The 22704-nt window shown below is 70.3% G+C and carries 16 protein-coding genes; 6 read left to right on the forward strand and 10 right to left on the reverse strand.

Annotated elements, in window-relative coordinates; genetic code table 11:
* Positions 1-29: 29 nt before the first annotated feature.
* On the forward strand, positions 30-836 hold the full coding sequence (gene xth, locus ACP2AH_RS11755; protein ID WP_425105972.1) for an exodeoxyribonuclease III: 807 nt from the start codon (positions 30-32) through the stop codon (positions 834-836).
* 7 nt (positions 837-843) lie between these two features.
* Here xth and ACP2AH_RS11760 read toward each other — a convergent pair whose 3' ends face one another.
* The 5 genes from ACP2AH_RS11760 to ACP2AH_RS11780 are packed head-to-tail and all read right to left on the reverse strand — an operon-like array spanning position 844 to position 4318.
* Entirely contained in the window at positions 844-2094 is a 1251-nt protein-coding gene (locus tag ACP2AH_RS11760) for an RNA polymerase sigma factor (protein WP_425105973.1), read from the reverse strand.
* Positions 2094-2465: a YciI family protein gene (locus ACP2AH_RS11765; protein WP_425105974.1), complete on the reverse strand. Its 372-nt coding sequence runs from the start codon at positions 2463-2465 to the stop codon at positions 2094-2096. Before ACP2AH_RS11765 ends, ACP2AH_RS11760 begins: the two co-directional genes overlap by 1 nt.
* Before the next feature lie 24 nt (positions 2466-2489).
* Positions 2490-2798: a MoaD/ThiS family protein gene (locus ACP2AH_RS11770; protein WP_425106160.1), complete on the reverse strand. Its 309-nt coding sequence runs from the start codon at positions 2796-2798 to the stop codon at positions 2490-2492.
* A 5-nt stretch (positions 2799-2803) separates the two neighbouring features.
* Complete coding sequence (locus ACP2AH_RS11775; protein WP_425105975.1) at positions 2804-3889, reverse strand: WD40/YVTN/BNR-like repeat-containing protein; 1086 nt, start codon at positions 3887-3889, stop codon at positions 2804-2806.
* Between the two features lie 12 nt (positions 3890-3901).
* On the reverse strand, positions 3902-4318 hold the full coding sequence (locus ACP2AH_RS11780; RefSeq protein WP_425105976.1) for a VOC family protein: 417 nt from the start codon (positions 4316-4318) through the stop codon (positions 3902-3904).
* A 153-nt stretch (positions 4319-4471) separates the two neighbouring features.
* On the opposite strand from ACP2AH_RS11780, the gene ACP2AH_RS11785 reads away from it, so the two are divergent.
* Positions 4472-4915 carry an SRPBCC family protein gene (locus ACP2AH_RS11785; protein ID WP_425105977.1) on the forward strand — a complete coding sequence of 148 codons (444 nt, stop codon included), beginning with the start codon at positions 4472-4474 and terminating at the stop codon, positions 4913-4915.
* A gap of 10 nt (positions 4916-4925) precedes the next feature.
* On the opposite strand, the gene ACP2AH_RS11790 is transcribed toward ACP2AH_RS11785, so the two are convergent.
* Together ACP2AH_RS11790 and ACP2AH_RS11795 are read right to left on the reverse strand one after the other, a co-directional pair.
* Positions 4926-5564 (reverse strand): NrsF family protein, encoded by a 639-nt coding sequence (locus tag ACP2AH_RS11790; RefSeq protein ID WP_425106161.1) that lies wholly within the window; start codon positions 5562-5564, stop codon positions 4926-4928.
* A gap of 13 nt (positions 5565-5577) precedes the next feature.
* The gene (locus ACP2AH_RS11795; RefSeq protein ID WP_425105978.1) at positions 5578-6114 is read right to left on the reverse strand and encodes a sigma-70 family RNA polymerase sigma factor; all 537 of its coding nucleotides are present in this window, start codon (positions 6112-6114) and stop codon (positions 5578-5580) included.
* A 183-nt stretch (positions 6115-6297) separates the two neighbouring features.
* Between ACP2AH_RS11795 and ACP2AH_RS11800 the strand changes: the two genes are divergently transcribed.
* From ACP2AH_RS11800 to ACP2AH_RS11815, 4 genes are all read left to right on the forward strand, one after another.
* Positions 6298-6585: a DUF2282 domain-containing protein gene (locus ACP2AH_RS11800; RefSeq protein WP_244450065.1), complete on the forward strand. Its 288-nt coding sequence runs from the start codon at positions 6298-6300 to the stop codon at positions 6583-6585.
* A gap of 78 nt (positions 6586-6663) precedes the next feature.
* Positions 6664-7539: a DUF692 domain-containing protein gene (locus ACP2AH_RS11805; RefSeq protein ID WP_425105979.1), complete on the forward strand. Its 876-nt coding sequence runs from the start codon at positions 6664-6666 to the stop codon at positions 7537-7539.
* A 3-nt stretch (positions 7540-7542) separates the two neighbouring features.
* Positions 7543-8313, forward strand: a complete 771-nt coding sequence (locus ACP2AH_RS11810; RefSeq protein WP_425105980.1) for a DNA-binding domain-containing protein — start codon at positions 7543-7545, stop codon at positions 8311-8313.
* Positions 8310-8834: a DoxX family membrane protein gene (locus ACP2AH_RS11815; protein WP_425105981.1), complete on the forward strand. Its 525-nt coding sequence runs from the start codon at positions 8310-8312 to the stop codon at positions 8832-8834. Before ACP2AH_RS11810 ends, ACP2AH_RS11815 begins: the two co-directional genes overlap by 4 nt.
* Positions 8835-8846: 12 nt before the next feature.
* Here ACP2AH_RS11815 and ACP2AH_RS11820 read toward each other — a convergent pair whose 3' ends face one another.
* Genes ACP2AH_RS11820 through ACP2AH_RS11830 form a run of 3 tightly spaced genes read right to left on the reverse strand, consistent with a single transcriptional unit; the run spans position 8847 to position 22703 of the window.
* Positions 8847-17798 carry an aminotransferase class III-fold pyridoxal phosphate-dependent enzyme gene (locus tag ACP2AH_RS11820; RefSeq protein ID WP_425105982.1) on the reverse strand — a complete coding sequence of 2984 codons (8952 nt, stop codon included), beginning with the start codon at positions 17796-17798 and terminating at the stop codon, positions 8847-8849.
* Entirely contained in the window at positions 17785-19929 is a 2145-nt protein-coding gene (locus ACP2AH_RS11825) for an AMP-binding protein (protein WP_425105983.1), read from the reverse strand. Before ACP2AH_RS11825 ends, ACP2AH_RS11820 begins: the two co-directional genes overlap by 14 nt.
* Complete coding sequence (locus tag ACP2AH_RS11830) at positions 19926-22703, reverse strand: ATP-binding cassette domain-containing protein (protein WP_425105984.1); 2778 nt, start codon at positions 22701-22703, stop codon at positions 19926-19928. Before ACP2AH_RS11830 ends, ACP2AH_RS11825 begins: the two co-directional genes overlap by 4 nt.
* Position 22704: the final 1 nt, after the last annotated feature.

Genomic DNA, 22704 nt, shown 5'->3' on the forward strand with positions numbered 1-22704 from the left:
CCGCCCCGCCTTTTGCACGCACCGCGCCGATGAAGATCGCCACCTTCAACGTCAACGGCGTCAATGGGCGCCTCCCCGTGCTGCTGCGCTGGTTGGAGCAGGCACGCCCGGATGTGGTGTGCCTGCAGGAACTCAAGGCAGCCGACATCCGCTTTCCCGCCCGCGACATCGAGCAGGCGGGCTATGGCGCCATCTGGCACGGCCAGAAGAGCTGGAACGGCGTCGCCATCCTCGCCCGCGGCCGCGAGCCGATCGAGACAAGGCGCGGCCTGCCGGGCGAGGCGGAGGACACGCAGGCGCGTTACATCGAGGCAGCGGTCGACGGCCTGCTGATCGGCTGCCTCTATCTGCCGAACGGCAATCCCGTGCCGGGGCCGAAATTCGACTACAAGCGGCGCTGGTTCGCGCGGCTGCTGGCGCACGCGGCGGAGTTGCGGGCGCTCGACGTGCCTGTCGTGCTCGCCGGCGATTATAACGTCATTCCAACCGAACTCGACGTGTACAAGCCGGAGCGCTGGACCGACGACGCGCTGTTCCGGCCCGAGATGCGCGCGGCCTTTCACACTCTCACCGCACAGGGTTGGACGGACGCGCTGCGGACGCTGCATCCCGATGAGCGCCTCTACACCTTCTGGGATTATCTCCGCCACGCCTTCGCGCGCGATGCCGGGCTGCGGCTCGACCATCTGCTGCTCAGCCCGGCGCTGGCGCCGCGCCTCGCCGCCGCCGGGGTCGATCGCGCGGTGCGCGGCTGGGACAAGGCAAGCGACCATGCCCCGGCCTGGATCGAGCTCGGCCCCGCCCGCCCCGCACGGCGAGGGAATCCGAAAGCGTAACAACCCTTCATTTCAGCCCGTCGAGATGGCTGCGTATATGCGCGGCCTCGGCCGGCGTGGTGGCGAGGCTGATCGCCGTCATGAAGCCTTCGCGTGCCTCGCCGGTGCGGCCGAGCTGCATCAGCAGCGCGCCGCGCAGGCCGTGATAATGGAAATAGCCGGAAAGCCGGTCGCCCAGCGGCTCCACCATGGCCAGCGCGACTTCCGGCCCACGCAGTTTGGAGATGGCCACCGCCCGGTTCAGCGTCACCACGGGCGAAGGGGTCAGGATTTCCAGCGTGCCGTAGAGCAGATCGATCTGCGCCCAATCGGTCTCTTCAGGGGTAGAGGCGCGCGCATGCAGAGCGGCGATAGCCGCCTGCACCTGATAGGCGCCGGGCCGGCGGTGGCGCATCGCCTTGTCGAGCAATGCCAGTCCTTCAGCGATGAAGGCACGATTCCAAAGGGTCCGGTCCTGATGCTCCAGCAGGATCACCGTGCCGTCGGCAGCGAAACGGGCCGGGGCGCGGGCATGCTGCAGCAGCATCAGCGCGGCAAGGCCCATGATTTCCGGCTCGGCCGGAAACAGCCGCAGCAGCAGCCGGGCGAGGCGGATCGCCTCCTCGCACAGCGGCGCACGCGCCGCTGCCGCGTCGCCCGCCGTGGAATAGCCCTCGTTGAAGACGAGATAGAGCATGGCGGCGACGGTGCCGAGCCGCTCCGTCCGCTCCAGCGCGCCGGGCGGCTCGAAGGGCACGCCGCCCTCCCCCACCTGCGCGCGGGCGATGCGCGCCTTGGCGCGGGTGAGCCGTTGTTCCATCGCCGTCTCGCTGACGAGAAAAGCGCGGGCGATCTGGCCGACGGAGAGGCCGGAGACGATGCGCAAGGCGAGCGCGACCTGCTGCGTCGCCGGCAGTTCGGGGTGGCAGCAGATGAAAAGCAGGCGGAGCACGTCATCGCGGTAATGCGCGCCATCCATGCGCGCGGCGATCTCCGCCTCGGCGTCCTCGGTGTCGGAAAAGACTTCCTCGGGCGGCAGCGCCACCTGCCTCGCCCGGCGCCGCACGCTGTCGAGTGCCACATTGCGGCCGACGAAGATGAGCCAGGCGGGGGGGTCGCGCGGCGGACCGTTCTGCGGCCAGCTCTTCAGCGCCCGCAGGCACGCCTCCTGAAACGCTTCTTCGGCGAGGTCGAGGTCACGGAAATAGCGCAGCAGCGCCGCGACCGCCTGCGGGCGCGCCGCCGTGAGCGTGGTGCCGATCGTGCGCGCCTCGTCCATCAGGGTCGCGCGCCGCCGTCGACGAACAGCCCGACCGGGCGCACCTCATAGCAACCGCCGGGATTGGCCGCACCGAGCTCGCGGGCGATGCCGATCGCCTCTTCGAGGTCGGCGCAGTTAAGAATGTAGAAGCCGAGCAGCTGCTCCTTGGTCTCGGCGAACGGACCATCCAGCACCAGCGGCGGGTCCTGGTCCTTGCGCAGCGTGGTGGCGGCGGTGGTGGGCAGAAGGCGCGCCGCCGGGCCGAGCTTGCCGGCGGCCTCCAGCCGCTCATGGACGATACCGAGCCGCACCATCACGGCGTCGTCCTCTTCCTTGGTCCAGCCGCAGACGACGTCTTCCTGATGATAGCAAAGCAGCGCGTAAAACATGGGGCACCTTTCGTGAGGCAGGGATCAGCCGCCGCTGATCGCAGTGATGACGAAGACATCCGCCCCGGGGGCGAGCGGGGTGGTGAGACGGGCGCGGCGCCCTCCGACGAAGACGTTGATATGGCGCCTTATCGCCGGCGTCTCGTCGCAGATGCGCTCGCGCATGCCGGGCCAGAGCGCGTCGAGCCCTTCGACCATCTCGGCGACGCTGGCGGCTTCCAGCGGCACGAGCCGATCCGCGCCGGGAAACAGCACCACGAGATGCGGCGGCAGGCGCACGAGGACGGGGGCGGCGGCGGGCGCCACTTCCATCGTCTTGCCCGCCTCCTCCATGGTCGTCACCGCTCCCACACCAGCGTTTCGACGGACGTGATGGTCGGCAGATAGGGCGCGATGCAGTCCCAGCTTTCGCCCTCGTCGGCGCTGGCATAAAGCCCGCCGGCATTGCTGCCGAAATAGACCCCGGCCGGTTCCAGCGTGTCGGTGGCCATCGCCTGGCGCAGCACGTTGAAATAGGCGCCGCCCTGCGGCAGGCCGGAGCGCTGTGCCCTCCAGCTCACACCCGCGTCTCCCGTGCGCCAGACGGCCGCGTTGCCCTCCGGCATGAAGCGGCCCTTGATGTCACCGTTCAGTGGGATGAGGTAGAGCCCGTCCGGGTCGCGCGGATGCACCGCCGCCGGGAAGCCGAAGGAGGAGGGCAGGCCCTTCTCGATGCTCTCCCAGCTGCGACCGCCATCATCCGAACGGTACATGCCGCAATGGTTCTGCTGGTAGAGCCGCCCGCGCCCGCCCGGCGCCATGACGAGGCAATGCACGCACTGGCCGAATTCGGGATAGTTCTGCCCTTCCGGCATGAAGTCGGCGCGGGTGCCGCGGTTGCGGGTCTCCCAGGTGAGCCCGCCATCCTCGCTGGCAAACACGCCGGCCGCCGAGATGCCGACCCAGATCTTCTTGGGGTCGGCAGGATCCAGCACCAGCGAATGCAGGATCAGCCCGGCGCCACCGGGGTGCCATTCCGGCCGGGTCGGGTGCTTCTGCAGTCCGTCAAGATGGGTCCAGCTGACCCCGCCATCGGTGCTGCGAAACAGGCCCGCCGGCTCGACGCCGGCATAGAGCGTGCCGTCGCCGGCCACCGCCAAACTCCAGACGGACTTCACCGGGTCCTGCCCGGCCTCATAAGCGAGGCCCTGGCTCGAATGGGTCCAGCTGGCGCCGAAATCGGTCGATTTCCACACCGCCGGCCCGAACCATTCATTGCCGCCGCCGGCATAGAGCGTGCCGCTCAACGGATCGGCGACCACATGGTTGGTCGGCCATGTCTCGCAGAACGGGCCGCGCAACTGCCAGGAGCGGCGCGCCGCATCGCTTTCCGCGAGAAAGGCGCCCTTACGGGTGCCGACGAGAACGAAAACCTGCTGTGCCATCACGCCCTCCCCTCAACTCGCCACGACCACGACCAGCCAGGACACGCCGAAACGATCGACCAGCGAGCCGAAGGCGGGAGCAAAGAAAGTGGGGCCGAGCGGCATCGTCACCTGCCCGCCCTCCACCAGGGCGGCGAACCGCGTCTCGGCCTCTTCCTTGGTCGCGACCGACAGCGCCAGCGAAATGCCGGCAAAGCCCGCCTCGCCAGACTGGCAGCCATCCGACGCCATGAGCTCGGCGGCGCCAATACGGAAGCTGGAATGCATGACCTTGTCATCCCAACCTTCCGGGATCATCCCGGGCGGCGGCGGCTCCGGCGCGTCGCCAAAGCGCATCAGCGCCGTCACCTCTGCCCCGACCGCCTGCGTGTAGAACGCCAGCGCTTCTTCGGTCCGGCCGTTGAACATCAGATAGGCCTGCACGTTCATCGCGGTTCTCCCTCTGGTCGCCTCGATCCCGCAAGGACGAAAAGCGAGGCGCAGAACCGACAGGGAGCGGAAACTTTTTTCGCGGCCCTGTCGGCAGGGGGCCGGGTCGCACGTCCTTGGGGCAGCACCGGCACATCAGGAGGCTCACGCGCCATGCCCAGCACGATACGCCTGCACCGCGTCCTCGCAACCCGCCCGGAGAAGGTCTATCGCGCCTTCATCGAGGCGGATGCGCTGGCGAAATGGATTCCCCCACACGGCTTTACCTGCACCGTGGACCATCTCGATGCCCGCGTCGGCGGGTCGTTCCGCATGTCCTTCCGCAACTTCACCACCGGCGAGAGCCATTCCTTCGGCGGCGCCTATCAGGAGCTGATCCCGGGCAGCAGCCTGCGCTACACCGACCGCTTCGACGACCCCGCTTTGCCCGGCGAGATCGTGGTGAGCGTGAGCCTGCGGGCGGTGTCGCTCGGCACCGAGTTGGAGATCGTGCAGGCGGGCATACCCGACGCCATCCCGCCTGAAGCCTGCACCATTGGCTGGCAGCAATCGCTGGAGAATCTGGCCCGACTGGTGGAGCCGGAGATCGCGGGATAGCGGCGCCCGCCTACCAGCGCGCCACGCGCGGGGCGAGTATCGCCCCCGCCACCGCCAGCCCGGCAATGGCGAGGCTGTACCAAGTGGCGACGAAGAGTGGGGAATCGTCGGGGCAATGCGCGGCATAGAACGCCGCCGCCAGCCCGCCGGCCAGCAGCCCCGCCACCGCGCCCGCGAGCGCTGGCCGCGTGGGGGCGCCATGGCGCAGCACGGCAAGGAAGAGGACGAGCGGCGCCGCGCCGATCAGCGGAATGAAGGTGAGGCAGACCCTCGCATTGACGCCGACCAGCCGGCCCCACCAGTCGGCGGCGGGGACGGCGAGCAGTTCCAGTCCCACACCGGCGAGCAGCAGCGCCGGCCCGGCCAGCAGCCAGCCGAGCGGGGCGCGCGCCTCCTCCCCCGGCCGCGCCAGCCGGCGCAGCAGCAGCAAGGCGCTGCCGGCCAGCGCCAGCGTCACCACGAATTTGAACAGGAAGCGCAGCGTTTCCAGCGCCGCCAGAGCATCGGGGCGCGGGCCCAGAGCGAGCGCGAACACCACCCCAGCCGCCAGAACAGCCAGAGCCAGCGCGGCGCGCCAGGCGGTGCGCAGCGGCAGGGCGCGACGGCCTGTATCGGCCGCCATGGCGCGGATGAGGTCCTGCGTGTCCATGTCACTCACATCGTCACTCACGTCCAAAGCGCCGCGCGATGGCGGCGAGGCCCCGGTGCAGCGCCACCCGCACCGCGCTTTCCGTCATATCCAGCGTGCGCGCCGTCTCCTCGACCGAGCGGCCCTCGACCGAAATCGCTGCCACCACGGAGCGCTGGCCGGGGGCGAGCCCTTCCAGCGCCCGGCCGATGTCGCGCGCGCTCACCGTCTCGGCTTCCGGCTGGGGAATCGTCTCGGCGATATCGTCCAATTCCACTTCCGCCCGCCGTCCGCGGCGACGGAACGCGTCGATCAGCTTGAAGCGGGCAATGGCATAGACCCAGGGCAGCACGGGAGCGTCGGGCAGCCATGTATGCCGCTTCAGGTGAATCGCCAGCAGCACCTCCTGCACCACATCCTCCGGGTCCACCCCGCCATGGCTGATCTTGCTGCGCGCATAGGCACGGACAAGACCGGCGACACGGTCGAGAAACAGCGCATAGCTGCGCCCGTCGCCAGCGATGGCCGCCCGGAGCAGATCGGCAAGTTCGCGCTCGTTCCGGCCGCTCAACGTCGGCTTCTCCTGTTCGCACGCCAGAGGCGACTTGTTACGGGAGGGCGCAAAGAACGGCCAAGACCCGTCGCGCACCGATCACGACTTCGTGTCGGGCAGCAACGTAACACCTTCCCCGTAGCGGTCGAATGGACAATCGCACGGCCGAGCTGGGCCGCGCCATGCCACAGGAGACGACCCATGAACCGCTCGACCCTTGCTCTCGCCCTCGCCGGCTCGCTCACCGCTGCTCTTGCCGGCGCCGCCTTTGCCGCGCCGCTGGCGCCGGAAAAGATGGCCGGCAATGAGAAGTGCTACGGCATCGCCCTGAAGGGGCAGAATGACTGCGCCGCCGGCCCCGGCACCAGCTGCGCCGGCACCTCGACCATGGACTATCAGGGCAATGCCTGGAAGGCGGTGCCCAAGGGCACCTGCGTAACCATGAAGGGTGGCAGCCATATGGGCTCGCTGACCCCGATCAAGAGCTGAGCCGGCTCAGGGAGGCCCGCTATGCGGGCCTCCTCTTCGGCGCCCTGCCCGAGCCCTTTGTCTGACGCGAGATGTCCCATGTCTCTCACTCCCGACCGCCTGCCGGCCCGTGCCGGGCTCGGCCTGAAGCCCGAGCATTACCGTGATGTGCTGGAAACCCGGCCCGATATCGGCTTCTTCGAGGTCCATGCCGAGAACTATATGGGCGCGGGCGGGCCGCCACACGCCTATCTCGAAGCGGTGGCCGGCCTCTACCCACTGTCGCTGCACGGTGTCGGCCTGTCCATCGGCGGGTCGGGACCGCTCGACACCGCGCATCTACACCGGCTGCGGGCGCTGATCGACCGCTACCGGCCGCAGAGCTTTTCCGAACATCTCGCCTGGTCCACCCATGACACCGGCTTTCTCAACGATTTGCTGCCTCTGCCCTACACGGCGGAGACGCTGGCGCGGGTGAGCGCGCATGTCGAGGAGACGCAGCAGGCGATCGGGCGGCAGCTGCTGCTGGAGAATCCCTCCACCTATCTCATCTTCGCGGAGAGCACGATCGACGAGATCGATTTTCTGGAGGCGGTCGCCTCCCGCACCGGCTGCGGCCTGCTGCTCGACGTGAACAATGTGATGGTTTCCTGCGTCAATCACAGGCTGGACCCTCACCTCTATATCGACCGGTTCCCGGTCGAGCACGTCGGCGAAATCCACCTCGCCGGCTATGACGAGACGACGGACGGCGCCGGCGACCGGCTGCTGATCGACGCCCATGGCTCACCGGTCCGCGCCGATGTGATGGCGCTCTACGACCATGCGCTCTCCCGCACCGGCCCAGTACCGACGTTGATCGAATGGGACAATGACGTGCCGGACTTCGCCACCCTGCACGCCGAGGCGGTGCGGGTGGAGGCACGGATCGCGGCCGAGGCGGCGCGATGCGCCCCGTTGCGGCGGGTGGGGTGAGCCATGGACAGCGCCACCCGCCAACACGGTTTCGCACAAGCCCTTCTCCATCCTGGCGCCCAGGTACCGCCTGGCCTCACCGGCGCGCGCGGCACGGCGGATGCCGCTCGCTTCGCCGTCTATCGCAACAATGTCCATGTGGGGCTGACGCGGGCGCTGGCGCAGCGTTTCACCGTCACCGAGCGGCTGGTGGGGGCGGAATTCTTCGCCGGCATGGCTCGCGCCTATGTCGGTGGATGCAAGCCCGTCTCACCCTTGCTCATGCACTATGGCGACGATTTCCCGGAGTTCATAGCCGGCTTCGCGCCTGCCGCGACCCTGCCCTATCTCGCCGATGTCGCCCGGCTTGAGGCGGCGTGGACGCGGGCCTATCACGCCCCCGACGCGGCACCGCTGGAGCTCCAGCGGCTCGCCGGCCTGCCGCCGGAGGAGATGGCGGGCCTCGCCCTGCGTCCGCATCCTTCCGCGACATTGCTGCGCTCCGCCTATCCCGTCGGCGCGATCTGGGCGGCGCATCAGGGCGCCACTGTCACCCCGGTCGAAAGCTGGAACGCGGAGACGGTACTGGTGGTGCGGCCGGACATGACGGTGAGCGTGCATGTCCTGCCGCCCGGCGACGAGCCCTTCGCCGCGCGGCTCTTCGCCGGCCACACGCTGGGCGCGGCGGCGGAGGCGGCCCTTGCCGCCAACCCCGGCTTTGACTTCGGCACCGCGCTCGTCGGGCTTCTCACTCTTGGCGCCTTCACCGACATGCAACAGGGAGACGTGCCATGACGTTCGACATAAGGGGCGCTGCGCGCGGGGGGCAGCAGCGTCGGCCTCTTTCGCTGCTGGCCGCAATTGCCCGGGCGGAGGCACTGCTGGCGGCGATTCCGCCGCCCCTGCCGCTGCTCGCGCTGCGCGTGGCGCTGGCGGTGCCGTTCTTCCTGTCGGGCCTCACCAAATGGGATGGCTTCCTCACCCTCTCGGCCGGAGCGCATTTCCTGTTCGAGGAGGAGTTCCGACTGCACCTTTTTGGCGCCGCCTACCCCTACCCCTTCCCGACGCTGATGGCGGCGGCGGCGGGAACCGGGGAGATCGTGCTGCCGCTGCTTTTGCTGCTCGGCCTCGGCACCCGCTTTGCCGCGCTCGGCCTGCTGATCATGACGGCCATCATCCAGCTTACGATTCCCGAGGGCTGGGCGAATTTTCATCTGCCCTGGGCGGCCATGGCCTTCGCGCTGGTGGTGTTCGGCGGCGGATCGCTGGGGCTGGAAGGGCTGTGGCGGAAGCTCTTTCCCGCGCCACAGCCCTGAACCCGCCGCCGCTCAGGTGAAGGCGATCAGCGTGTCGAGATCGTCCTGGCTGAGGGCAAGCCCGGCGAAGTCGCTCGGCGAATAGCGCCGGGCCGACTGGGCCGCGACCACGCGGCAGGCTTCGGCCTCGGCGCGCACGGCATCGAGCAGGCGCTCAATGGTCGCGGCGTCATGGCCGGCGCCGAACTCGCAGCGCAGCACGAGCGCGCCGCCCTCCTGCCAGCAATTGAAGGCGAGCCGGTGCGGACGGGCCGCCTGCGCCGCCCGCTCGCGCCCCGCGCCGAGCCGCACAAGCGCTAGGCCGGCATGGCCGAAACGGCTGATATCGCCGAGGAAGTTGAACGACACTTGCGGTCGCGCCCCGGTGAGCGGCGGGGTGGCGGCGCGCAGCAGCCCATAGCCCATGGACCGGCCAGCGGCGGCGCGCGCGCGTTCCTTCACCGCCAGCAGCCAGGCCGGTAGGTCGCCCGTCTCCCCCGGCAGCGCCACGGGATAGCGGGTGGTGAACCAGCCTATGGTCCGCGACAGGTCGATGGCGCCATCGCCGGTGTCGCGGCCATGGCCTTCCAGCTCCAGCTGCAGCGCACCGCCGGTCCAGGCGATGAGCGGGCGGGCGATGAGAGCGAGCGCGCTCTCCTGCGGCTGGTGGCCGAAACGCTCGGCGAGGTCGGCGAGCAGCGGCTGCGACAACGCTGCCTCCAGCCGCAGATCACGGGTGCGGGCGCTGCCTTCCACATCCGGCGCGGCGGGATGGTCGAGCGGCACGGTGGTGGGCGCGAGCGCCACCGATTGCCAATAGGGCCGGTCGGCCTCGAAGGCGGCACCGGCCCCGGCCTGGTGGCGGCACCACCACGACCAGGCGGTGGGCGGCGCCAGCACCGGCTGCGGCGGATCGGACAGCGCCTTGGCGAGATCGTCGGCGAGGATCGCCCAGGACACCATGTCGAAGACGAGGTGATGCACCGCCACGACAAGGCGCAGCACCGCGCCCGCCTCGATCATGCCGGCGGCGAGGGCACGTCCGGCCAGCGGGTCGATTGTCGCCACAAGGCGGTCGGCCATGCGGTCTTCGCGCGGGGAGACATCCTGACCGACGGCCACCTTGTCGCGCAGCAGCGCCGGCAGCCGCGGCGCCTCCGCCACTTCCTGCCGCGGCGGCGGACCTTCCTGCAGCCGCACCCGCAGCCCGTCGTGACGAGCAACGGCCGCCGCCAGCGCCGCCTCCACCGCCGCGGGCGCGGTGCCGGGCGGCAGATCGAACACAGCGGTGAGCGCCCAATGCCGGCGGTCGGGCATGGCGAGCCCCATGAACCAGTTCTGGATCGGGGTCAGCGGCACCGGCTCGGCCACCGGCCCGCGTGCCTCCACAGCGTTGGCGGCGGCCGGCTTCATGAGCGCCGCCAGGGCGCGCGGGGTCGGCGCGGTGAAGATCTGCGCCGGGGAGAGCAGCCACCCCGCCGCCCGCGCCTTGCCCGCGAGCTGGATTGCCATGATCGAATCGCCGCCGAGCGCGAAGAAATCATCGTCCGGGCCAAGGCTGGCCGCCGTGCCGAGCGCGGCGAAAAGCTCGCGCCACAGCGCAAGGACCGTGGCGAGCGGATCGCCCGTGCCGGAAGCCTCGGCAACGAGGACGGCGTTGCCGGCCACTGGGGCAGCGAACAGCGCGCGCAGCGCCGTACGGTCCAGCTTGCCATTGGCGTTGAGCGGCAGCGCCTCGACGAGGATGAGGCGCGAGAGGCGCTGCGCCTCGGGCAGCCTGTCCTTGAGCTGAGCGTCGAGACGCGCCGCGTCCTGTCCCGGCGCCACCGCGGCGCCGACGAGGCGCACCGTGCCGTCCTCCTCGCGCAGCGCCAGAACCGCCGCGTCGCGCACCCCGGCGCAGGCACGCAGCTGCGCCGCGACACCGTTGGGATCAACCCTGTGGCCGCGCACCTTCACCATATCGTCTTTGCGGCCAAGGAAGCGAATGAGTCCATCGGCGTCGCGGCTGCCGAGATCGCCGGTGAGATAGGCACGCGTGCCGTCGCCGAGCTGGATAAAGCCGCTGGCAGCCTCGCCGGACGGCATCGGCTCCGCCTCGGCATCGCCGACATAGCCGAGCGCCACACCCGCCCCGCTCACCCGGATTTCCCCGGTCTCGCCGGCGGGCAGCACCGCGCCATCGGCGTCGACAATGTCGATCTGCGCCCCGTCGAGCGGATAGCCCACGGGAACACGGTCCTGCGCCTGCGCCCCGGCGGCCAGCGCCGGCGTTACCTTCACCATGGTGCAGCCGATGGTGGTTTCGGTCGGGCCGTAATGGTTGAACAGGCGCAGCTCCGGCCGCAGCGCCCGCAGCCTGCTGACGAGGCCGAAGGTCAGCACATCGCCCCCGCACACCAGCGCCCGGCGGGGCAGCAGCGCCGCCGCTTCCGGATGCGCCGTGAGCGCGGCGAGATGGGTGGGAACGATCTTGAGCACATCCGCCGGGTGGCGGGTCATCCAGTCGATGAAGGCGGCGGGGTCACGGGCGGTCGCCGCGTCCAGCACGTTGAGCGTGCCGCCGGAGGCCACGGCGCCGACCACGCTGGTATAGCCGAGATCGGCGGCGAAGGAGGTGGCGATGGCGAAGACCTGCGGGCCGGGAAGGTCCAGCCGGCGCAGCAACGCCCGCGCATAGGCATCGAGCCCGCCGCAGGACACCCGCACGCCCTTCGGACGGCCGGTGGAACCGGACGTGAACAGGACATAGGCGAGATCGTCGGCAGCGGATTCCGCGCGCGGCGGGGTCTCACCCGGCTGCGGGTCGCGGCTCCAGCCCAACACCGGCACAGAGACAGGTTCGCCGGCGGTGGCGGCGTCGGCAACCACCACGCGCGCGCCACACGCCGCCAGCAGCGTGGCGCGATAGGTGGCGGGATAGTCGGGATCGAGCGGCACGAAGGCCGCGCCGAGATGGCTCGCCGCCGCCATCGCCACCAGCGGGCCGGCCCCCCGCGCGAGGCAGAAGGCAACGCGGTCGCCGCGCCCCACACCCTGCGCCGCCAGACGAGCGGCAAGATCGCCGCTCGCTCGGGCGAGCTCCGCCCAGCTGAGCGTGCCGTCGCGGTCGATCACCGCGGTTGCCTCCGGGGTGGTGGCTGCCCAATGCGCGACATGATCGGCGAGGCTGGTGGGCAAAGGCTCGGATTCCGGCTGCGCCGGGACCACCGGCGCCTCCGGCTCGGCCGCCGCCGTGCCAATCGCTTCCAGCAAGGCGCGGTAGCGGGCGACCCAGGCTTCGACACGGGCGGCGTCGAACAGGTCGGTGTTGAAATTGGCCTCGATCGCGAGGCCTTCTTCGCTGGATTCGAGGTTCCAGTTAAGGTCCCAGCGCACGCGCCCATGAGCGTTGGCGCGCGGTGTCGGAGCCAGGTCGGCAAAGGCGGCGAGCGGCTCAACTTTGTCGAGATTGAACGACACGCTCGCCAGCGGCGGGCGGGACGGGTCGCGGCGCACGCCGCTGGCCTTGACGATGGCGGAGAGCGGATAGGCGGGATAGGCCATGGCCTGCGCCATGGCGGCACGGGTCGCGGCGAGGGCATCGCCCTGGAGACCGGCAAGCCGCACCGGCACGGTGGAGATGCAATAGCCGGTCAGGCCCGGTTCGCCCACCAGCGGTTGCCCGGCGGCGAAGATCGCCACGACGAGATCGTCCTGGCTGGAAAGCTCCGCCAGCAATTGGCCATAGGCGGCGAGGCACAGGGTGAAAAGCGAGCAGTCGAGCGCCCGCGCCCGCGCGCCAAGTTCAGCGGCGAAGGTGGGAGGCAGCAGCGCCCGCACCGTGCCGCCTTCGTAGGTCTGGAGCGGCGGGCGCGGCCGGTCGGTGGGAAGCGCCAGCGGCGCCGGCGGCTGGGCGAACACGCTCTGCCAATGCGCCGCCGCTTCCGCATCGGCCGCGGCGTCGCGGGCGAAGTCGGCGAAGCGCTCATAGGCGGCCGGGGCCGGCAGCGCCGGCCCAGTGCCAGCGAAGCGGGCGGTGTAGAGCGCGCCGAGTTCGTTGGCCAGCACCTGCAGCGACCAGCCATCGGTGACGATATGCGGCTGGATCAGGACCAGCGCCGTCTCCGTGCCGCCGCTCAGCAGCGCCACGCGCAACATGCCGGCGCGCGCTAGGTCGAAGGGCCGCGCCGCCATCTCCCGCACGAGGCGATCCAGCTCCGCCGCGTCGGTGAACGCGGCCTGTTCCAGCGCCACCCGGGCCTCCGGCTCGATGACCGCCGTGGCGCCATCGTTCTCGAAGCGCATGCGCAGGCTGTCATGGCGGGCGACGAGATCGGCCAGCGCCGCGCTCAGCGCCGGCGCATCGAGCGAACCGGGCAGGCGCAGCACCAGCGACTGGTTATAGGCCGCCGCGCTTTCCGGGCTAAAGGCGGCGAGCGTCCATAGGGCCTGCTGGCCCGGCGCGGTGGCGAAGCTGTGGGGCTCCGCCGAGGCTGCCGGCAGCGCCGCGCCGCCCATCAGGCCGACGCTGGCGAGGGCACGGGCACTCTCCCGCACTGCGCGGGCGACATGGGCGAGGTCGTCCTCGCTATGGGCGGTGGAGAGGAAGCAGGTCCGCCCCTCCCACACATAAACACCGCGCGAGATCAGCTGGCTGTAGAACAAGTCGCTGGCGCCGGAAAAACGCAGCACGGAAGAGAAGTGCTCCACCCGCAGCGGGCTTCCGTCTTCCTCCAGCCCGGCATTCAGCGTGGCGCAAAGCGCCTGCGTGCGGGCGTTCAGCTGCTCCTGCAGTGCCGGGCCAGACGCGTCGAGATGGCCGAGCATGGCGGTGGCCGCCGCCATGGCGAGCGGATTCTTGTTGAAGGTGCCGGCGAAGAAGGTCCGCTCGGCCTTGGGGCCGCCGGCGCCGTCGAGCGGCCAGACGCCGCCGTCGATACCGTCGAGAAAGGCGCTGCGGCCGGAGACGACGCCGATGGGCAGGCCGCCGCCGACGATCTTGCCATAGGTGACGAGATCAGCCCGCACCCCGGCCCAGTCCTGCGCCCCGCCGGCGGCGACACGGAAGCCGAGCAGCACCTCATCGAAGATCAGCGCCGCGCCGGCGCGGGCGGTGAAGCCGCGCAGCCAGTGGAGGAAATCGCGCGGCTGCAGGCCCGGGCGTCGGCTCTGCACCGGCTCGACAATGACCGCCGCCAGCCGATCGCCCAGCGCTTCCAGCGCCATCTGGCTGCCTTCCGGGTCTGCATAGTCCAGCACCACCACATCCGCCAGCATGCCGGGCGGGGTGCCGCTGGCGAGCGGCAGGCTGGCGCCATCGCTGCCGGAACGCGCGAGCGTGCCGTCGAAATGGCCGTGATAGGAACCGGCGAACATCGCCACCAGCGAACGGCCGGTGGCGTGACGGGCGAGGCGCAGCGCGGTCATCACCGCTTCAGTGCCGGTGTTGCAGAACAGCGACCGCTCATTGCCGGTGAGCCGGGCGATGAGCGCAGCGGCCTCGCCGGCCTTTTCCGCCTGCGGGCCGAGGAACAGCCCCTGCTCGGCGATCTGGCGCTGGATCGCCTCCACCACCATGGGCGGGTTGTGGCCAAGCAGCTGCACGCCGAAACCCATGGTGAGGTCGACATAGTCATTGCCGTCGGCATCGACGACATGGCTGCCCTGCCCCTTCACACCGATGATCGGGTAGAGCAGCGATTTGGTCTCGGGTCGGAATCCCGCCACCGCCCGGCTATCGGCCAGCACCGGCCCGAAAGCTTCGCGCTGGTGGCGGGAGGCGCCGTGGGCCGCGCCGTAGCGGGCGGCGAAATCGGCGATGAAGCCCGCCGCCTCCAGGCTCAGCGCCTCGGTCGGCGCGGCGGGCGAGGGGCTGGCAGGCGGGAGAGCAGGGCTAGACACGCGAGCCTCCGTCGCCGCCGTGCGGGCGGCCATGGTCGGAATGGCGGGAAGCGGGGCGATGGCGGCAGCTGCAGCGGTGGGGTCGGCGGCTTTCGCCTCCACCTCGCGCAGCACCCGCTCCAGCAGCGCCCGCGGCGTGGTGAGGGTGGTGAAAAGTTCGCGCCGGGGGATCGCCACCTTCCACCGCCGCTCCAGCGTGGAAAGCGCCTCAGCCAGCGCCAGCGAATCCACACCCAGCGTGAAGAAGCCGGCGTCCCCCGCCAGCGCCGCCTCGCTCAGCTGCAGGCTGCGCCGCAGGCTGGTGGCGAGGGCGGCGCGAATGTCCTCGCGGCTCAAGGCCGGTGCGGCGGGCACGGTCGCCACCGCGTGAGAGACCGCCTCGCTTGCCGTGGCCAGCGGCACGGCGGGGCGGCGGGGCGGCGCCTCGACCCAGTGGCGGTCGCGCGTGAAGGGATAGGGCGGCAGACGCACCGGGACGGCGCCGCTCGCCGGCCATGTCACATCAAGGCCGGCGACGAACAGGCGGCACAGCGCCAGCGCCAGCGTTTCGCCCGCCGCCCGGTTGCGGCGCATGGTGGGGATGAAGCGGGTGTCGCGTCCCTCGAAGCCGGCGGCGCGCTGGGCGAAGCCGACCAGTGTGGCGGCCGGGCCGATTTCCACCACGACATTCACGCCCTCGCGCGCCAGGGTGTCGAGCCCCGCGCCGAAGCGCACGGGCTGGCGGATCTGCCGGCCCCAATAGGTGGGGTCGCGGAGATCGGCGGAGAGGTCGCCGGTGACGTTGGAGACGACCGGCACGCGTGGGGCGGCGAGAACCGCTTCACGCACCCGCTGCTCGAACGGTCCGACGACGGCGTCCATCAGATGGGAATGGAAAGCGTGACTGGTGACGATGCGCTGGCTGCGGATGCCTTCGGCGTCGAGCGCGGCGAGCACTTGCGCGATCGCCTCGCCCGGGCCGGACAGCACCACTTCCTCCGGCGCGTTCAGCGCGGCGATGTCGAGGCGACCCTCGAAAGCGGGCAGCACGGGTCCGAGCTGTTCCAGCGGCGCGAACACCGCCACCATCTCGCCGCCCGGCGGCAGCGCCCCCATCAGCGCACCGCGCGCGGCGACGATATCGAGCGCCGCCTCGAACGGCGCCACGCCGGCGAGGCAGGCGGCCGACCATTCGCCGAGACTGTGGCCGGCGACGAGGTCCGGCGTGATGCCGCAGGCGGCGAGCCGTTCGGCCAGCGCCATTTCCAACGCGAACAGCGCCGGCTGCACCTCGGCGGTGTCGGTCAGCGGCGGGGCTTCCCTGTCGAACATGCGCGCGGCGAGGTCGAGCCCCATCTGCGCCCCGGCCGCGTCGATATGGGTGCGAAAGGCGGAATCTGCGGCGTAGAGATCCGCCGCCATGCCCGGCCACTGGCTGCCCTGCCCGGAAAACAGGAAGGCAACCTTCGGGGTGTCCGCCAGAGCCTGCCCGACGGCGCCGACCTGCGGCGCCTCTCCGGCGGCAATGGCGCGCAGGCCCGCCAGCGCTTCCTCATGGCTGCGGGCGAGACAGGCGGCGCGATGGGCAAAGCGTCCGCGCCCCCGGTTCAGCGCCGCGGCGATGCCGGCGAGCGGGACCTGCGGGTCAGCGGCGAGATGATCGGCGAGCCCCGCCGCCACGCGACGCAGCGCCTCGGCATCGGGCGCGGAAAAGGCGAAGACGATAGGCAGCGGCAGGGCGACCGGCGACTCCGGCGCAGGCGGGGCTTCTTCCAGAATGAGATGGGCGTTGGTGCCTGAAAAGCCGAAGCTGCTGACCGCGGCCCGGCGCCGCTCGCCGGCCGGCCATTCCATCGCCTCGGCGACGACGCGCACGGGAAGTTCGTCCCAGGCGATGCGCGGGTTTGGCTGGGTCTGGTGCAGCGTCGCCGGCAGCCGGCCGGCTTCCAGCGCCAGCACCATCTTGATCAGCCCGGCAATGCCGGCGGCGGCTTCCAGATGGCCGATATTGGTCTTCACCGAGCCCAGCAGCAGCGGCTCGGTGCGCAGCAGGCCGTAAGCGGCGGCAAGCGCCTGCACCTCGATGGGATCGCCCAGCGGCGTGCCGGTGCCATGGCATTCCACCGCCTGCACCTCGGCCGCCGACAGGCCGGCATCGGCGAGAGCACTCGCGATCACCGCCCGCTGTGCCGCGCCATTGGGCGCGGTGAGCGCGCTGGAATGGCCGTCATGATTGAGCGCCGAACCACGAATGACCGCACGGATGGTATCGCCGTCGCGCAGGGCATCGGCGAGTCGTTTCAGCACCACCAGCCCGCCGCCCTCGCCGCGCACATAGCCATCGGCGGCGGCGTCGAAAGTGCGGCAGGCATGGCTGGGGCCGAGCATGCCGGCGGCGGCCAGGGCGGCGGTCACATCGGCGTCGAGCGTCAGGTTCACGCCGCCCGCCAAAGCGAGGTCGCATTCGGCGCTGCGCAGCGCGCGGCAGGCCGCATGCACGGCGACCAACGAGGAGGAACAGGCGGTGTCGAGCACCAGCGCCGGGCCGGTGACATCGAGCCAATGGGCGATGCGGCCGGCGGCGATGGAGCCGGCATTGCCGAGAATGGCGGCGGGGGAGAGCGAATCGGTTGCCTGAAACCGGGCCTCATACTCATTGGCGCCGAGGCCGAGAAAAACGCCGGTCGCGCGGGGACGCCGCGCCCCATCCGCATAGCCGGCATCTTCCAGCGCCTGCCAGGCCAGCATCAGCGCCAGGCGATGCTGTGGGTCCATGGCGTCGGCCTCGAGCGGGCGCAGCCCGAAGAAGCCGGGGTCGAAAGTCTCCACGCCCTCGACATAGCCGCCGGGCGGCAGGCCGTCGTGTTCGGGGCGGTCGGCGGGAGCGGGGCGCACGGCGTCGCGGCCCTCGAACAACAAGCGGCCATAAGCCTGCGCCGAGTCGACATCCGCGAAGCGGGCGGCGAGGCCGATCACAGCCACGGGCGCACGGGCACGGGCGGTCTCGGCCCGCAGCGCGTCGATGCGCCCTTCCAGCGCCAGCATCAGATCGGTGACCTGTTCGGGGTGCAGCCGGCTCAGCCGGGCGAGCAGGCCCGCGCGCCGCTCCTCACTGCTCGCCACGGCCGCCCCCCTCAATCATCGACAGAAGTTCTTCAAGGTCGCCACCCGCGCCGGGCGACGGAGCCGGTATCGACGGCGAGGCTTGCGCCGGCATTACCTGAGGTTGTCCCGTAAGATGCGCCACGAGCGCATTGACGGTCGGATGGTCGAAGGCCAGCGTCTGCGGCAGGGCACGACCGAGATGGCTGCCGAGGGCGCCGGCGAGATCGACCGCGTCGATCGAGGTAAGGCCGAGTTCGCCGAGCCCGCGATCCACGGCGACGGCGGAGACCGGCAGGCCGAGCCGGCCCGCCAGCCAATCGCGAATCCAGCGCTCCAGGGCCGGCACAGCAAGGGGCGTGGCCGACGCGTGCGCCGCCGCCCGCGCTGAATCAACAGCCGCGTCCAGCATCTCCTGCCGCGCGCTCCGCCATTCCGCGATGACCGGCAGTTCGCCCGCGCGCCAGGCCTGACGGTTGGCGGCACGCTGGATCTTGCCGCTGGAGGTGCGCAGCACGGCACCGGGTTCGACCAGCACGATACGCGAGAGCTGAAGCTCCAGCATCTGCCACACCGAAGCGCTGATGGCGCTGAACAGCGGCGCGGGATCGGTGCGCCGCTGCGCGCGCTCCAGCTCCTGCACCAGCACCACCTGTTCGCCGCCGGCTTCGCCGATGAGGCCGAACGCCGCGCCGCCGCCCGCGCGCAACGCCGGATGCGCCGCCTGCGCCACGCGCTCAATATCCTGCGGGTAGTGGTTCGAGCCGGAGAGAATGATGAGGTCCTTGATGCGGCCGGTGACGCAGAGTTCGTCGCCGATCATCGCCCCGAGATCGCCGGTGCGCAGATAGCCCGTCGGCTCGTCCTCGCCCTCGATGCGTACGCCGAAGGTGGCCGCGCTTTCCTCCGGCCGGCGCCAATAGCCGCGCGCGATGGTCGGTCCGCCGAGCCAGATCTCGCCGACGCGATCGGCCGGCTGGCGGCGCCCGGTGGCGGGATCGACGATGGCGATGCGCACATCCTCCAGCGGCGTGCCGCAGCCGGGAATGAGGTTCGTGCGCACCGATGCGCCGGCCTCGACAATGCGGCCCTGTTCCAGCGCCGCGGCATCGAGCGAGAACAGCCGGGGCGCCGCACCCACGGGGCTGGCGGTGACGGCCAGGGTCGATTCCGCCAGACCATAGGCCGGGGCGAAGGTCTCGCGGCGAAAACCGTGCGGGGCGAAGGCGGCGATGAAATCCTCCATCACCTGCGGGTCGATCGGCTCGGCGGCGTTCATCGCCATGACGAGGGAGGAGAGGTCGAGACCCGCCCGCGCCTCGGCCGGAATGCGCCGGGCGCACAGATCATAGGCGAAGCTCGGCGCCGCCGTGTGGGTGCCGCCAAAGCGGCTGATCGCCTCCAGCCACAGCACCGGGCGCTGCAGGAAGCTGTTCGGCGCCATCTGCACCACCGGGCAGCCGGAGTACAGCGTCTGCAACAGGCCGAAAATCAGGCCGAGATCGTGGAAGGCCGGAAGCCAGGTCACCATCGTGCTCGCCGGCGAGAGGCCCCAGGCCGCTTCCATCCGCACCATATCGGCCATGAGATTGGCGTGGCTGACCTCCACACCCTTGGGCAGGGCGGTGGAACCCGACGTGTACTGGATGAAGCAGGTCGCCTCTGGATCGACGGTGCGTAGTGGCGTGGGCGGAATGGCCTGCGCGCCGAGATCGCCGACATCCTGCCAGCGCAGCGCCGCCAGCTCCGCGCTGTCGGCCTGCCAGAGGGTCGATTGTTCGGCGACACCGCCGCCGGTCAGGGCGAGAGCGGCGCCGCTGTCGACCGCCACCGCCTGCAGGCGCTGGATCAGCCGGTGCCGGCGCGGCGGGTTGATCGGCACGGCGAGGCGGCCCGACCACTGGCAGGCGAGAAACGCGACGAGAAAGTCGACGCAGGGCTGAAACACCAGCAGCACCGGCGCGCCGGGCATGCTGGCCTGTTCGAGGAAGCCGGCGACGCGGGCGGCCCGCGCGGCCAGCTCGGCCGCGTCGCAGCGCTCGGCCACCGCGCCGGAACTGTCGAGGAAGGTGATGGTCCAGCGCGCGTCCGAGTTTTCCGCCAGCGCGGCGAGGCGGGTGGCGACGGTGCCGGTCGGGAAAACGGGGCTCATTGAGAGGGCACCTGCAGCTTCAGCCAGGCATAGTGCTTCATCATCGCCTCGTAGCGCGGGGCGAAGGTGGAGACGATCTTCTGCTCGACCTCGGGATTCGCGGCGAGGAGCCCGCGCAGCGTCGCCCGGTCGATGGTCAGCAAATGGCAGGGCTTGCGCGTCACCACACGGGTGAACTCCTCCGCATGTTCCAGCACCGTATTCTCGCCCAGCGCGTCGCCGGCTTCCAGTACCTCCACCGACATGAAGGTGCCATCGGGCAGCCGCACGCTCTGCTGGGCTTCGCCCTGGGTGATGAAGATCAGCCGGTTGGCGGGCTGGCCGTCCTCGATCAGCACGGTGTCCGGCCCCACCGTCTCGACGCTCATGCGGGCGAGCAGGTTTTCAAGGAAGCCCGGCGCCAGTCCCTGCAGCAGCGGGCGCTTGCGCAGCCGTTCCAGAAGCTGCTCGCGCGGCACCACGCCCTCGGCACCGGCGATGACGCTGCGCTCCCACAGATCGGCATAGACGCCCTCGGCTTCCAGCAGCGCGGCATGGGTACCGCTCTCCACCACCCGGCCGGCTTTGACGACATAGACGAGATCGGCATGCTCGCACTGGGTGAGGTCATGGGTGACGGCGACCACGGTGCGCCCCTGCGTGACCTTGCGCAGCGTCTCCTCCACCGCGACGCGGCTCGCCGGGTCGAGCGCCGAGGTGGCTTCGTCCAGCAGCATGATCTGAGGATCGTGGAGAATGGCGCGGGCGATGGCGATGCGCTGGCGCTGCCCGCCCGAGAGCTTGTTGCCGGCCTCGCCGACATCGGTGTCGTAGCCGTCGGGCAGCGCCATGATGATCGGGTGAATGTCGGCCGCCTTGGCGGCCGCCTCCACCTCGGCATCGCTGGCACCCAGCTTGCCCATGCGGATGTTTTCACGCACCGAACCTTGGAACAGGATGGTCTCCTGCGGCACCAGCGAGATGAGGGAGCGCAGCTGCGCCTCCCCCAGCATCCGGATATCCACCCCATTCACCCGGACATGGCCGCTGCGGGGCGAGAACTGGTTCTCGATCAGCCGCAAGAGGGTCGATTTGCCGGAGCCGGACGGACCCACCACCATCACCCGGCGCGGGCAGTCGATGGCCAGCGACACCTTGTCGAGCGTCGCGGCCGTGCCGTCATAGCTGAAGCTCACCTCGTCGAAGGTCAGCGAGTGCACCTTGCCGCCAATATCCTCCGGCCGTTCCGGGTCGGGGGCCGCGTCCGGCTTGCCGAGCAGGGCCTGCACCCGCTCCAGCCCGCCGACGCCCTGGATGAGCAACGGCAGCTGGGCGCCGATGAAGCCGGCGGCGCCGCCAATGGTGAGCAGCAGGGTGATGAAGGCGACGATCGTGCCCGAGGACACGTCGCCATGCACGGATTGCAGGGCGCCGAGGCCGATGACAAGCAGCTGCGCCGCGCTGACGCCGAAGCTGGTCATGCGGCCGACGAGACCGGAAGAGAAATACTGGTGGTAGCTCGCCTTGAACAGGCGGGCGAGCTGGGTGGTGAACAGCTTCGACTGCAGTTCGTGCAGGCCGAAAATGCGGATCACCCGCTGCATGAGCAGCGTTTCCTTCACCACATGGGCGATCTTGGCGTCCTCCGCCCCGCGCTCATAATTGTAGCGCACCGCGCGCTTGCTGAAGCCTCGCGGCAGCCAGAAGGCGATCATCAGCGACACCAGCGTGGCGATGGCGAGCTGGGTGTCGAGCGTGAACGCCACCGCCACCGAACCGATCAGCATCAGCCCCTTTGAGAACAGGCCCGGCACCGCCCAGATGACCGCCTTCTCCACCACGGTGAGGTCATTGGAGAAATCCGCGATGATGGCGTCGGTGTCGGAGCTGGCGAGTTCGCGCGCGTCCATCCGGTTGATTTTGGCGAACATGCGCGCGCGCAGATCATTGAGGATGCGCGGGCCGAGCTTGGCGACGGAATAGTCGAGGATGACGCCGAAGAAGGAGGCGGCGAGGAAACCCCAGGTGAGATAGCCGATATAGGTGCGGATGACATCGACATTGCTGGGCTTGATACCGTCGTCGAACAGCGTCTGCAGCCAGAGCGGGACATAGACGGCGTAGAGAATCTGCACCGCATTGGCGATGAGGAACCAGAACAGCAGCATCTTGTGCCGTGCCGCCGCCTTCGCCACCCACATGACCAGATGGGTTGGCCCTCTCTCTGGGGTGCCGGCACGGATTTCGTCCTGCCATTTCAGTTCGAGCGCCCCGGTGGAGGCGCCGGCCACCGCCTCGCAGGCGGCGTCGACATTGCCATTGGCGCTCATCTTGCGCCCGAATTTCAGGAAGCCCCGCGGCCCCTTGCTCTTCAGCAGATATTCGACGAACGCCGCGGCCCGGCGCACATCCTTCTGGTCCACCTCCGGCATGAGCAGGCGACCCGCCAGCCCGTTAAGGTCATGCGCGTCGGTGCGCGCGATGCGCACGGGCGCTGGCTTCTTGCCGTCCTCGCGCGCCACTTCCAGCAGCACCGAATGCAAAAGACCGAGCCCGAGCAGCCCCCAGGCACCGCTCGGCATCGCCAGCTTGTAGGTGAACAGATGATGCGCAACGCGCCGCACCGGATCGCGACGCGCCTCATCCGGATTGGCGGCCATGGCGGCGGCGATGAAGCCCTTGTCCGGCTTTATCGCCAGCCGCTCGCAGGCCAGCGCATAGAGGCGCTGCAGCTTGTGCTGCACCTCATCCTCGGTTTCGTGCTTCTTGAACCAGTCGAAATGCCGGTTGGACATG

The organism is Ancylobacter sp., from assembly GCF_965249975.1.
In the GTDB taxonomy this organism is placed as follows: Bacteria; Pseudomonadota; Alphaproteobacteria; order Rhizobiales; family Xanthobacteraceae; genus Ancylobacter.

What these genes read in the sequence shown, in the direction of transcription:
- xth (WP_425105972.1), top strand. Translation starts at nt 30, where the DNA reads ATGAAGATCGCCACCTTCAACGTCAACGGCGTCAATGGGCGCCTCCCC.
- ACP2AH_RS11760 (WP_425105973.1), bottom strand. Translation starts at nt 2,094, where the DNA reads ATGGACGAGGCGCGCACGATCGGCACCACGCTCACGGCGGCGCGCCCG.
- ACP2AH_RS11765 (WP_425105974.1), bottom strand. Translation starts at nt 2,465, where the DNA reads ATGTTTTACGCGCTGCTTTGCTATCATCAGGAAGACGTCGTCTGCGGC.
- ACP2AH_RS11770 (WP_425106160.1), bottom strand. Translation starts at nt 2,798, where the DNA reads ATGGAGGAGGCGGGCAAGACGATGGAAGTGGCGCCCGCCGCCGCCCCC.
- ACP2AH_RS11775 (WP_425105975.1), bottom strand. Translation starts at nt 3,889, where the DNA reads ATGGCACAGCAGGTTTTCGTTCTCGTCGGCACCCGTAAGGGCGCCTTT.
- ACP2AH_RS11780 (WP_425105976.1), bottom strand. Translation starts at nt 4,318, where the DNA reads ATGAACGTGCAGGCCTATCTGATGTTCAACGGCCGGACCGAAGAAGCG.
- ACP2AH_RS11785 (WP_425105977.1), top strand. Translation starts at nt 4,472, where the DNA reads ATGCCCAGCACGATACGCCTGCACCGCGTCCTCGCAACCCGCCCGGAG.
- ACP2AH_RS11790 (WP_425106161.1), bottom strand. Translation starts at nt 5,564, where the DNA reads ATGGACACGCAGGACCTCATCCGCGCCATGGCGGCCGATACAGGCCGT.
- ACP2AH_RS11800 (WP_244450065.1), top strand. Translation starts at nt 6,298, where the DNA reads ATGAACCGCTCGACCCTTGCTCTCGCCCTCGCCGGCTCGCTCACCGCT.
- ACP2AH_RS11805 (WP_425105979.1), top strand. Translation starts at nt 6,664, where the DNA reads ATGTCTCTCACTCCCGACCGCCTGCCGGCCCGTGCCGGGCTCGGCCTG.
- ACP2AH_RS11810 (WP_425105980.1), top strand. Translation starts at nt 7,543, where the DNA reads ATGGACAGCGCCACCCGCCAACACGGTTTCGCACAAGCCCTTCTCCAT.
- ACP2AH_RS11815 (WP_425105981.1), top strand. Translation starts at nt 8,310, where the DNA reads ATGACGTTCGACATAAGGGGCGCTGCGCGCGGGGGGCAGCAGCGTCGG.
- ACP2AH_RS11825 (WP_425105983.1), bottom strand. Translation starts at nt 19,929, where the DNA reads ATGAGCCCCGTTTTCCCGACCGGCACCGTCGCCACCCGCCTCGCCGCG.
- ACP2AH_RS11830 (WP_425105984.1), bottom strand. Translation starts at nt 22,703, where the DNA reads ATGTCCAACCGGCATTTCGACTGGTTCAAGAAGCACGAAACCGAGGAT.